Source organism: Spirillospora sp. CA-128828 (assembly GCF_050945415.1).
Lineage (GTDB): Bacteria > Actinomycetota > Actinomycetes > Streptosporangiales > Streptosporangiaceae > Spirillospora.
The window spans coordinates 47826-59869 of sequence record NZ_CP191986.1 but is presented as its reverse complement, the minus strand read 5'-3'; the positions used below and the strand labels follow the sequence as shown (position 1 = coordinate 59869).

Sequence of the window (12044 nt, the reverse complement as noted above, 5' to 3'; positions counted from 1 at the left end):
GCGCGCGACGCGGGACGACGCGGCCGCAGAACGAACGGATCGACCCGAACAGAAGGTGACCTCCATGGACAAGCCAGTCGTCGCGATCGTGCGGCCTTTCACCTCGGCGGCGATGGTCGCCCCCGCGCTGCGGAAGGCGGGGTTCAGCCCGGTGGCTCTGATGGACTACACGGGCCCCGCGCTGGCACCGCTGCACTCCTCGCACGACCCCGGCGAGTACGACGCGGTCATCAACCATCACGGCGACATGGCGGAGACGATCGCCCGGCTCGGCGCGCTGAAGCCGATCGCCGTGATCCCCGGAGTCGAGGCGGCGCTGCGGCTCGCGCAGGAGTGCTCTGACGCGCTCGCGCCGGAGTTCTCCAACGACCCGGCGCGGGTCGACGCCCGGCGCCACAAGTACCTCATGCATCAGGCGCTGGCCGCGGCCGGGCTGCCCGTCCCCCGCCAGATCTCCACGACCGACCCGGACGAGGTCGCCGCCTGGATCGACCGCGAGGGCCTCGCCGGCAAGGACCTGGTCGTCAAGCCGCCCACGAGCGCCGGCACCGTGGGGGTGAGCCGCGCGCCGGGCGGACAGGGATGGCGCGAGCTGTTCACCGCCATGCTCGGTACCCGCGACAAGCTGGACGTGCTGGCCGAGGAGGTCCTCGTCCAGGAACTGATGACCGGCACCGAGTACGCCATCGACACCGTCAGCCACGACGGCAGGCACTCGATCACCGACATGATCAAGTACCGGCGGGTGCCGTACGGCGAGGGCATCGCCGTCTACGACTTCGTCGAGTGGCTGCCCTACGACACCGCCGCGTACGGCGAGCTGATCGACTACGGGCTCGCCGCGCTGGACGCGGTCGGGCTGCGCAACTGGGCGGCGCACACCGAGATCATGATGACGCCGGACGGGCCGCGGCTGCTGGAGGTCAACGCGCGGCTGGCGGGCGCGGGGAACCCGGCGGTGACCGAGATCGCCACCGGGGAGAGCCAGGTCACCCGGATCGTGGACGTGTGCCGGGGCCTCGGCCCGCAGATGCCGCCCGGTTACACGCTGCGGCGCAACGTCATGGCGGTGTTCCTGATGTCGCACTCCACCGGGATCGTCCGCAACGCCGAGATCTACGACCAGGCCCGCGACCTGCCCAGCTACCACTCGCCGGTCCACGTGGTGCGCACCGGCGACCACGTGGACGCCAGCACCGACCTGTTCGCCAGCATGACGATGGGGTACATCATCCTCGCCCACGAGAGCGCGGAGCAGATCCACGCCGACCGGGAGGCCATCCGGAAGATCGAGCAGGACCTGGTCGTCGACACGGCGGAGGTCCGCTGATGGTCACCTCGCGCTACCTGGACGACCCGCGCCTCACGGACGTCATGGCGGACGTGGAGATGCCGCCGCTCCTGGGCGAGGCGTGGAGCGGACGCCTGCTGCCGCGTCCCCTGTTCTCCTCGCGGGAGCGGACCCGGCGGGCGGCCGCCGACGTCGCCGACCTGTTCGGGCTGCTCACGTCCCTCCCGGACCGGCTGTTCGGCGGCGACCGCCGCGCGTTCTGCGCCGCGGTCGGCGCGGACGAGCGGCGGGCCGCGCTGATGACCCGGCTCGACGGCGAGCCCGTCCTGTGCGGACGCGCCGACCTCCACGACGACGGCGAGCGGTTCCGGCTGCTGGAGTTCAATGTCGGCAGTGAGCTGGGCGGCGTCGACATCAGCGAGGTCAACCGGGCCCTGCTCGGCACCAAGGTGTTCGCCGAGTTCGCCGAGGAGCACGGCCTGTCGACGGTCGACACGCCGGCGGTGCTCGCGCGGCAGTTCGTCCAGGCCACGCAGAAGGAGGCGCCCGTCGTCGCCACGGTGGAGGGCATCGGCGGCATCGCCCCGTACGAGGCGCTCCACCGGTCGTTCCAGGAGTCGATGAAGCGGCACGGCATCGAGCTGGTCTTCGGCGAGCTCGACCAGGTGCGGGAGAGGAACGGCCGGCTGTACCTGCACGACCGTCCCATCGACCTCGTTCTGCGGTACTTCTCCGCCCACCAGGTGGTGCGGGATCCGCGCAACGCCGAGCCCGCCGAGGCGGTGATGCGCGCCCATGAGAAGGGCCGGGTCGTGCTGTGGACTCCCTTGTCGTCGTCCATGTTCTCCTACAAGAGCTGCCTGCCGCTGCTCTCCGACCCCGATCTGCGCGCCGACCTGCCGCCGGAGGCGAACGCCCTCATCGACCGGCTGCTGCCGTGGACCCGGAAGCTCACGCCCGACCTGGTCGACCTCGTGCGGGACGAGCGGGAGCGGCTGATCCTGAAGCCGGTAGCGGGCCTGTCCGGGCGGGGCATCCGCGCCGGCTGGGACCGGACGGACGCCGAGTGGGCGGAGACGGTCGCCGAGTGCGCGCGCGAGGACTTCATCGTCCAGCGCCGCGTCGCCCCGGTGCTGGAGCCGGTGCGGGACGTGGAGTCCGGCGCGGTCTCGGACTGGCTGGCGGTGTGGGGCCTGTTCGTCTTCCCGGAAGAGTACGGCGGCGTATGGTGCAGGACCGTCCCGTCCGGTGCCGCGTCCGTGGTGAACCTCGGCACCAAGGGGGCCCGGGTCTCCTCCGCGTTCCACTACTGACCGCCGGTCCGCCGGCGGGGTCTTCGGCGTCCCGTCGGCGGCCGGCTGTGCAATGCGTGCCCAATTCGGATGAGTTGCCGCAGTTCACCCAATTTGGTACTTCCCGTGCACCGGCGCCCTGGTTAGCATCACGCTGCCCACCTCGATGGAGAGGACCCCCCGCCATGCACAGACGCATTCTCGGCGTACTCGCCGCCGCGTTCCTCGGCGCCGCGACGATCACCGCCGGCCCGTCCACCGCGTCCGCCGCCCCCGCCCCGGCCAAGGCCGCCGTCGACTTCACCGGGATCGTCGCCCTCAGCAACTGCTCCGGCTCCCTCGTGCGCGCGCCCGGCGCCGCCGACAGCGATCCGGCGCTCGTGCTCACCAACGGGCACTGCTACGAGGGCGGCATGCCGGGCGCAGGCCAGGTGATCACGAACCGGTCGTCGAGCCGCACGTTCACGCTCCTCCGCCCCAACGGCAGCGGGTCGCTCGGCACGCTGCGCGCGACGACGATGCTGTACGCGACTATGACCGACACCGACGTGGCCCTGTACAAGCTGAACAGGAGCTACGCGAGCATCCGCCAGTCCTACGGCGTTCCCGCCCTGGAGCTGTCGCTCCAGCACCCGGCGGCCGGGACGGATCTGCGCGTCGTCTCCGGTTACTGGCGGCGGATCTACTCCTGCAGCCTGGACGGCTTCGCCTACCGTCTCCGCGAGTCCCAGTGGACGTGGAAGGACTCGCTGCGTTACACGTCCGAGTGCGACACCATCGGCGGCACCTCGGGCTCGCCGGTCGTCGACGCCGCCTCCGGCAAGGTCATCGGCGCGAACAACACGCTCAACGAGAGCGGGCAGCGCTGCACCCTGAACAACCCGTGCGAGGTCGACCAGTCCGGCAACGTCACGGTGCACGAGGGCATCGGGTACGCCCAGGAGACCTACATCCTGGCCGCCTGCATCGCCCCCGGAAGCGTGATCGACTACAACCGCCCCGGCTGCCTCGTCCCGCGCGGCTGACCGCCCGCTCGGGATCCGGCTCGTCCCACCGGCCCGCGGCCTCTGAAGGCCGCGGGCCGCGCTGTGAGCGACATAACGACGGCAGGTAGTACTACGGCTTGTAGTATTTCTGACAGGATGTAGTACTACAGCTTGTAGTGGACGAGCCGGAGAGGCACCCGCCATGGACACGGTCGACATCGCCCGGTGGCAGTTCGGGATCACCACCGTCTACCACTTCCTGTTCGTCCCGCTGACGATCGGGCTCTCCGCGCTCGTCGCGGTGCTGGAGACGGCCTGGCTGCGGACCGGCCGGACCGCCTACCTGCGGGCGGTCAAGTTCTGGGGCAAGCTCTTCCTGATCAACTTCGCGATGGGGATCGTCACCGGCATCGTGCAGGAGTTCCAGTTCGGCATGAACTGGAGCGACTACTCCCGGTTCGTCGGCGACATCTTCGGCGCACCGCTGGCGATCGAGGGGCTGCTCGCGTTCTTCGTCGAGTCGACCTTCCTCGGCCTGTGGATCTTCGGCTGGGACCGGCTGCCGAAGCGCGCGCACCTCGCCTGCATCTGGATCGTGCACGTCGGGACGCTGCTGTCGGCGTACTTCATTCTCGCCGCGAACTCCTGGATGCAGCACCCCGTCGGCTACCGCGTCGACCACGAGACCGGACGGGCCGTCCTCACCGACTTCTGGGCCGTCCTCACCAACCCGACGCAGCTGGTCGCGTACCCGCACACGATCACGGCCGCGTTCGTCACCGGCGGCATGTTCATGGCCGGCGTCAGTGCCTGGCACCTCGCCCGGCGCAGGAACGTCGAGGTCTTCAGGCCGTCGCTGAAGCTCGCGCTCGTCGTCACCGCGATCGCGTCCATCGGCGTCGCGATCTCCGGCGACATGCAGGGCAAGGTCATGACCGAGCAGCAGCCGATGAAGATGGCCGCCGCCGAGGCCCTGTACGAGACCGAGCAGCCCGCGTCGTTCTCCGTCCTCACGGTCGGGACGCTCAACGGCGACGAGGAGGTCTTCGGGATCAAGGTCCCGCACGTCCTGTCGTTCCTGGCGACGGGCAGCCTCGACGGCGAGGTCAAGGGGATCAACGACGTCCAGGCCGCCGAGGAGGCCCGGTACGGGCCCGGCGACTACCGCCCGATGATCCCGGTCGCCTACTGGAACTTCCGGATCATGGTCGGGGTCGGGATGCTCACCGCGCTCGTCTCGCTGGCCGGGCTCTGGATGCTGCGGCGCCGCCGGCTGCCGTCCAGTCCGTGGGTGTACCGGATCGGCATGCTGTCGCTCACGCTCCCGTTCATCGGCAACTCCGCCGGATGGGTCTTCACCGAGATGGGCCGGCAGCCGTGGTCGGTGTTCGGCGTCATGAAGACGTCCGCGAGCGTCTCACCCGGGGTGTCGGCGTCCTCGATGCTCATCTCGGTCGTCTCGCTGACCGCGCTGTACGCCGTCCTGCTGGTCATCGAGTCGGGACTGATGCTCAAGTACGCCAAGGCCGGGCCGCCTTCGGAGGACGAGGTGCTGCCGCCTCCGCCCGGCGCCGGCGATTCCGAGTCCGAGCGCTCGCTCGCGTTCGCCTACTGACGGGAACCGGTCATGGAACTCACCACCGTCTGGTTCATCATCATCGCCTTCCTGTGGGCCGGCTACTTCTTCCTGGAAGGGTTCGACTTCGGCGTCGGGATGCTGCTGCCCGTCCTCGGCCGGGACGACGTCGAACGGCGCGTCGTCATCAACACCATCGGCCCGGTGTGGGACGGCAACGAGGTCTGGTTCATCGTCGCGGGCGCCGCCACCTTCGCCGCGTTCCCCGAGTGGTACGCCACCCTGTTCAGCGGCTTCTACCTGCCGCTGCTGACGATCCTGCTCGCGCTGATCATCCGCGGCGTCGCGTTCGAGTACCGGGGCAAGCGGGACGACGCGCGCTGGCGCTCCCGCTGGGACAAGGCGATCTTCTGGGGCAGCCTGCTGCCCGCGTTCCTGTGGGGCGTCGCGTTCGCGAACATGGTGCGGGGCGTGCCGCTCGACGCGGACCACGAGTACGCCGGGACGCTCGCCGACCTGCTCGGCCCGTACGCGCTGCTCGGCGGGCTCACCACGATGACCCTGTTCCTCCTGCACGGGGCGGTGTTCCTCGCGCTGAAGACGTCAGGGGAGATCCGCTACCGGGCGCGCCGCGTGGCCGGCCTCGCCGCGGTGGCGGCCATCACCGCCGGCGGGAGCTTCCTGCTGATCACGCAGATCCAGCACGGCAGGCCGGTGACGTGGGCGACCGCCGCGGGCGCCGCCGCCGGGCTGCTCCTCGCCGCCGCCGCCAACCGGCGCGGCCGGGAGGGCTGGGCGTTCGTCGGCACCGGCGCCGCCATCGTGCTCGCGGTCGCGACCCTGTTCCTGTCGCTGTTCCCGGACGTGCTGCCGTCCACCCTCGGCACCGGCTCGCTCACGACGTCGAACGCCGCCTCGTCCGCCTACACGCTCAAGATCATGACGTGGGCGGCGGCCGTGTTCACGCCGGTCGTGATGATCTACCAGGGCTGGACGTACTGGATCTTCCGGAAGCGGATCGGCACGTCCCACATCCCCGCGCGGAAGCCGGTCGCATGAAGCCCCTCGACCCCCGCCTGCTGCGGTACGCCCGGACGACGCGTCTCTTCCTCGCGGCGTCCGTGGTCCTCGGCGCCGCCACCGCCGGGCTGATCATCGCGCAGGCGACACTGCTCGCCGGCATGCTCACCCGGGCCTTCCTGGGCGGCGCCACGCTCACCGGCCTGCGCACCCCGCTGCTGCTCCTGCTCGCCGTCGTCCTCGGGCGGACGCTCGTCGCGTGGCTGCAGGAGGTCACCGCCCACCGCTCGTCCGCGGCGGTGAAGTCACAGCTGCGCGGCCGTCTGCTCGCGCGGTCCCTGCGGCTCGGCCCGCGCTGGCTCTCCGGCGAGCGCAGCGGTGAGCTGGCCACCCTCGCCACCCGCGGGATCGACGCGCTCGACGACTACTTCTCCCGCTACCTGCCGCAGCTCGTCCTCGCCGTGATCGTGCCCTTGGCCGTCGGCGCGCGGATCCTGCTGGGCGACTGGCTCTCCGCCGTGACGATCGCGGCGACGCTGCCGCTCATCCCCGTCTTCGCGATCCTGGTCGGGCTGACCACGCAGCGGAAGATGGACCGGCAGTGGCGGACGCTGTCGATCCTCGCCGCGCACTTCCTGGACGTCGTCGCCGGGCTGCCCACGCTGAAGATCTTCGGCCGGGCCCGGACGCAGGCGGCGAGGATCCGCGAGATCACCGACCGGCACCGGCGGGCCACCATGTCGACGTTGCGGATCGCGTTCCTGTCCGCCCTCGTCCTCGAACTGCTCTCGACGCTCTCCGTCGCGCTCGTCGCCGTGTCGATCGGCCTGCGCCTGGTCGAGGGCGGGCTGGGCCTGGAGACCGCGCTGCTCGTCCTGATCCTGGCACCGGAGGCGTACCTTCCGCTGCGCCAGGTCGGCGCGCAGTACCACGCCAGCGTGGAGGGCCTCACCGCCGCATCACGGATCTTCGAGGTCCTGGAGACGCCCGCACCCGCCACGGGGACGCGGTCGGACGTCCCCGATCTGGCCCGCTCGACGCTCCGCCTGGAAGAGGTGACGGTCGCCTACCCAGGCCGGGACGCCCCGGCCCTCGACACCTTCTCGTTGACCGTCCACCCTGGCGAAACGGTCGCTCTGACCGGGCCGAGCGGTGCCGGGAAGTCGACCGTCCTGTCGGTGCTGCTCGGGTTCGTCCAGCCGGACTCGGGGCGCGTCCTGGTCGACTGGGACGACCTCGGTTCCTTCGACCCGGACGCCTGGCGCGCCCGGATCGCCTGGGTTCCGCAGCGCCCCTACCTGTTCGCCGGTTCCGTCGCGTCGAACATCCGCCTCGGCCGCCCGGACGCGTCCGACACCGAGGTGCGCGCCGCCGCCGAGGCCGCGAACGCCCTCTCCTTCATCGAGGCGCTGCCCTCCGGCCTCGACACACCGCTGGGCGACCGCGGCACCGGCCTCTCCGCGGGCCAGCGCCAGCGCATCGCCCTGGCCCGTGCCTTCCTCCGCGACGCACCGCTCCTCCTGCTGGACGAACCGACCTCCAACCTGGACGGCGAAAGCGAAGCCGAGGTCATCGAAGCCGTCGCGCGCCTGAAGGCGGGCCGAACCGTCGTCCTCGTGGCCCACCGCCCGGCCCTGACCGCCCTGGCCGACCGGACCATCGCCGTCGCCAACGCGGAGGTGACCGCATGACCCCGCACCTCACAGCACAGCGTGGCCCCAGGCAAGCCGGCTCCGCGCAACCGCCCCATCTCGCGCGAACCCGCAGAGGTCGCTACTGCTCTGCCAACGGGTGGGCGATGCTCCGCGCGCCTGTGAATGATTCACGTGAAACCTCTCCTCTCACACAGGCCACAGACCTGGCCTTTCCGGGGGTGGCGGCGTGATTCTGCGGCTGATCAGGTTCGCGCGTCCGGCACGGGGACGGCTGCTTCTCGCCGTGCTCTTCGGCGTTCTGGCGCTCGGCAGCGGGGTCGGGCTGATGGCGACGTCGGCCTGGCTGATCTCGCGGGCGGCGCAGCATCCGCCCGTGCTGATGCTGATGGTCGCGATCGTGGCCGTCCGCGCGTTCGGCCTGGGCCGAGGCGTCTTCCGCTACGCCGAGCGCCTCGTCGGGCATGACGCGACGTTCCGCATCCTCGGGGACCTCCGCGCACGGGTGTACGAGCGGCTGGAACGCCTCGCCCCCGGCGGGCTGCCCGCCTTCCGCGGCGGCGACCTGCTGAACCGGCTCGTCGCGGACGTCGACGCCGTCCAGGACCTCTTCCTCCGCGTACTGCTGCCCTGCACGGTCGCCGCGGTCGTCGGCGCCGGTTCGGTGGGGCTCGCCTGGGCGCTGCTTCCATCGGCGGGGGTCGTCCTGCTCCTGGCCCTGCTTCTCGCCGGTGCCGGGGCACCTTGGCTGTCGTCCGCCATGGCACGGCGGGCCGAGCGGCAGACGACCGACCTGCGCGCCGAACTGACCTCGCACATCGTCGACACCTTGCAGGGCGCCCCCGAGCTCATCGCGTACGGCGCCGCCCCGGAACAGCTCGCCAAGGCCGGGCGGCTGGACCACGACTTCACGCGCGCCTCGGGCCGTTCCGCCACGACCACCGGAGTCGGCGCGGCCCTCTCCGCCCTGGCAGGCGGTCTGGCCGTCTGGGGCAGTCTCGCCGTGGGCGTGCCGGCCGTCCGCTCGGGGGCGCTCGACGGCGTACTGCTCGCGGTGGTCGTCCTCCTCCCGCTGGCCGCATTCGAGGTCGTGGCCGGTTTGCCCCAGGCCGCGCAGCACATGGAACGCGTCCGCCGTTCGGCCACACGCATTTTCGACGTCCTGGACAGCCGTCCCCCGGTGCACGACCCGGACGACCCCACACCGTTGCCCGCATCGCCCTACACGCTCTCGGTCGAGAACCTCCAAGCCCGTTGGACGCCCAGCGCGCCGTACGCCCTCGATGGCATCTCACTGGACCTGTCCCCAGGACGCCGCTGCGCGATCGTGGGCCCGAGCGGTTCCGGCAAGACGACCCTCACCGCCGTCCTGCTCCGTTTCCTGGAACCCGCCGGCGGCGGGGTGTCCCTCAACGGCGTGGACCTACGGGCTCTCAGCGGCGACGACGTCCGCCAGGTCATCGGCCTCTGCGCCCAGGACGCGCACCTGTTCGACTCCACGATCGGCGAGAACATCCGCCTGGCCCGTCCCACCGCCACCGACGACGACATCCGCGACGTCCTGGGCCGAGCTCGCCTACTCGACTGGGTCGACTCCCTGCCGCACGGTCTCGACACCCGCGTCGGTGAGCATGGCGCCCAGGTCTCCGGTGGCCAGCGCCAGCGCATCGCACTGGCGCGCACCCTCCTCGCCGACTTCCCGATCGTCCTCCTGGACGAACCCGCCGAACACCTCGACATGGCGACCGCCGACGAACTCACCGCCGACCTCCTCACCGCCACCGAAGGCCGGACGACCCTCCTCGTCACCCACCGCCTGGCCGGCCTGGACGTCGTGGACGAGATCATCGTTCTGGACGAGGGCCGCGTCGTCGACCGGGGAAGTCACAGCAGCCTCCTGGACCGCCCGGGTCTCTACCGTTCGCTCTGGCACCACGAGAAGACCGCCGAGCACGCCCTCGAATTTAACTGAGTAAATTATCCCAATTCAGGTAAACCTGATCACCCACCAATTCGTCGCGACACTTTTCTGGAGATTATCCAGAACAATTCCCAACCGGTCGGCATCACATCGGAGTACAGGATCCAATCGACCGGAACAGGGGGTTCCACAGATGAAGATCTTGGCTCGCGCGGTGCTCGGCACCGCGGCCACGCTCCTCGCGCTCGGCACCGGGGTGGGCGCGATGAACACCGCCAGCGCCGACGGTCCGGACACCAATCCCGCGGTCCTCAGGGCCATCGCGTCCCAACCGTGGGTGGATCTCGGACCCGGCGACAGCGACTACCGCATCGCCTCCGCCCGCTGCTACCTGGTGCAGCTCGGCTACTACGGCGACTGCACCCCGACGTCCGCCGGCGAGGGCTGGCCGGCGAACCTCGGTGACGCGCTGAAGAAGTACCAGAAGGCGCGCAACCTGCCCCAGTCCGGCAGGCTCGACACCGAGACCTGGGGCGTGCTCCGTGACAACGGCGGCGAGGTCGGCCAGGGCAGCACCCGCCGCAACCAGATCAAGGGCATCCAGTACGCGATGAAGGTCCTCCAGGACCGCTCACTCGTCGTGGACGGGTACTACGGCGCTGCGACCACGAAGGCCGTCACCGCTTTCCAGAAGCGCAAGGAGATCGACGCGGACGGAATCTTCGGCCCGATCACCTTCCGCGCCGCCTTCGCCAAGGGCGCCGAGACCCAGCGCACTCCAGGCCGATAACCCACCGGCGGCCGCCTCGCGACCACTCCCGATCGCAAGGCGGCCGCCTCCACTCACCGAATTCAATTGCGAGTGATCAACGCAACGCGCTTACATCACAGCGCCTTTAGTGCGTCGCTTATGTGGTGTGCGAGTGCGCGGGGTGCCTGTGCGTGGGCCAGGTGGCCCTGCCCAGGGATGCGGACGACCTGTGCTTGGGGCATCGCTCGCGCGAACTCCGCGAACGCCGTGCCATCACGGTTGAACTGAACTGGGCGCAATGTCGATCCTTCGAGACGAGTCAGAGCGTTGAGACGAACCCGGGCAGGAGACCGAGCCCCGGGACGGCGATGAGCGTGCAGACGGTCATGGAGACCACGTTGCCGATGAACGGATGGAAGTCCGGCGGCAGGCGTCTGGAGACCAACGCGGCCAGCGGCGGCCCGGCGACCGCGCCGAACACCGCCCCGAGGACGACCGCCTGAACGGTCGCGCCATAGGTGAGGACCACCGCCGGCGCCACCGAGACGACCGGGACGAACGTCGGATACCAGCCGAGGACGGCCCAGCGACGCTGGTAGAGCAGGACGCCCAAGGTCCCCGCCAAGACCTGGGCGGTGAGCATCGCGGGCAGCAGGCTGCTTCCGTACACCGGAGTCAGGGGGTTGAGCAGATAGGTCGCGAGCGTCCCGCCGATCAGGCCGATCGCGGCTATCTCGTTGCCGTAGAACTGGGCTTCGGTGAAGTCGGCCAGCACGCGCCGGACCACCCACACGGCGCCGCGCCCGTCCGGCTCGGGCGCCGCGGGTTCGGCGGGTTCGGCGCTTCGCTCGGCGGAGAGCGGACGAGGCATCCATGGCAGGTGCCGGCAGATCAGGAACGCCAGGAGCGCTCCGACCCACATGCCCGTGACGTTGCCGATGATGTTGGGCAGGTGCAGGGGGTGGCAGAAGTAGTTGGCCACGACCAGCGCCGTCGGCGTCGTCAGCGCGGCTCCGAGCACAGCCCCGGTGGCGGCCACCGACCATCCCGCGCCGTAGACGAGCACCACCGCGGGCGGGACCGACACGAACGGCACGAAGGTGGGCTGCCACTGGCCGGTCGCCGGGATCGTCCACCCCCAGGCGAGGTCGGACAGCAGCAGGCCGAACGCGGCGGAGCACAGCAGCCACGGCCACAGTCCGGTGCCGTAGCTGATCGGGAAGCCCGCCCAGCGGCGGCCCCTCCGCCAGGCCGTGTGCGCGAGCCAGCCTCCCGCGATCATCCCGAGCCCGCCGATGGCGGACTTGAAGAACTCGGCCTCGGTGGCGTCCCCGATCCACCAGCGCAGGAACTGCGGGACGTTCGCGTACGCCTCGTCCTGCCAGGCGGCGTAACCGGGCAGGACGTGAGGCAGTCCATCCGTGGCACGCGAGAGGAGAACGGCGAGCACCGCGGTCACCGAGACCAGGACGGCGCCGCCGACCCATCTCGCGACCGCTGGATCCGCGGCGCGGGCGGCCACGGCCGGCGAGGTCTTCGTCGTGTCGCTCATGAC

Annotated in this window: 9 protein-coding genes; 8 read left to right on the top strand and 1 reads right to left on the bottom strand. The window is 70.7% G+C overall.

The features are described from left to right. The first annotated feature begins 64 nt into the window (after window positions 1-64). The 8 genes from ACQPXG_RS00290 (at window position 65) to ACQPXG_RS00255 (ending at window position 10528) form a co-directional block, all read left to right on the top strand. Window positions 65-1330, top strand: a complete 1266-nt coding sequence (locus ACQPXG_RS00290; RefSeq protein ID WP_433465539.1) for an ATP-grasp domain-containing protein — start codon at window positions 65-67, stop codon at window positions 1328-1330. Next, the gene (locus ACQPXG_RS00285; protein ID WP_433465538.1) at window positions 1330-2604 is read left to right on the top strand and encodes a hypothetical protein; all 1275 of its coding nucleotides are present in this window, start codon (window positions 1330-1332) and stop codon (window positions 2602-2604) included. Before ACQPXG_RS00290 ends, ACQPXG_RS00285 begins: the two co-directional genes overlap by 1 nt. A 164-nt stretch (window positions 2605-2768) precedes the next feature. After that, window positions 2769-3608: a S1 family peptidase gene (locus ACQPXG_RS00280; protein WP_433465537.1), complete on the top strand. Its 840-nt coding sequence runs from the start codon at window positions 2769-2771 to the stop codon at window positions 3606-3608. Between the two features lie 163 nt (window positions 3609-3771). Continuing rightward, window positions 3772-5184, top strand: a complete 1413-nt coding sequence (locus tag ACQPXG_RS00275; RefSeq protein ID WP_433465536.1) for a cytochrome ubiquinol oxidase subunit I — start codon at window positions 3772-3774, stop codon at window positions 5182-5184. Window positions 5185-5196: 12 nt separating this feature from the next. Continuing rightward, complete coding sequence (gene cydB, locus ACQPXG_RS00270) at window positions 5197-6204, top strand: cytochrome d ubiquinol oxidase subunit II (RefSeq protein ID WP_433465535.1); 1008 nt, start codon at window positions 5197-5199, stop codon at window positions 6202-6204. Next, on the top strand, window positions 6201-7856 hold the full coding sequence (cydD, locus tag ACQPXG_RS00265; RefSeq protein ID WP_433465534.1) for a thiol reductant ABC exporter subunit CydD: 1656 nt from the start codon (window positions 6201-6203) through the stop codon (window positions 7854-7856). Before cydB ends, cydD begins: the two co-directional genes overlap by 4 nt. 190 nt (window positions 7857-8046) lie before the next feature. After that, window positions 8047-9789, top strand: a complete 1743-nt coding sequence (gene cydC, locus ACQPXG_RS00260; RefSeq protein WP_433465533.1) for a thiol reductant ABC exporter subunit CydC — start codon at window positions 8047-8049, stop codon at window positions 9787-9789. A gap of 142 nt (window positions 9790-9931) precedes the next feature. Beyond that, on the top strand, window positions 9932-10528 hold the full coding sequence (locus tag ACQPXG_RS00255; RefSeq protein ID WP_433465532.1) for a peptidoglycan-binding domain-containing protein: 597 nt from the start codon (window positions 9932-9934) through the stop codon (window positions 10526-10528). A gap of 280 nt (window positions 10529-10808) precedes the next feature. Here ACQPXG_RS00255 and ACQPXG_RS00250 read toward each other — a convergent pair whose 3' ends face one another. Beyond that, complete coding sequence (locus ACQPXG_RS00250; protein WP_433465531.1) at window positions 10809-12041, bottom strand: hypothetical protein; 1233 nt, start codon at window positions 12039-12041, stop codon at window positions 10809-10811. Window positions 12042-12044: the final 3 nt, after the last annotated feature.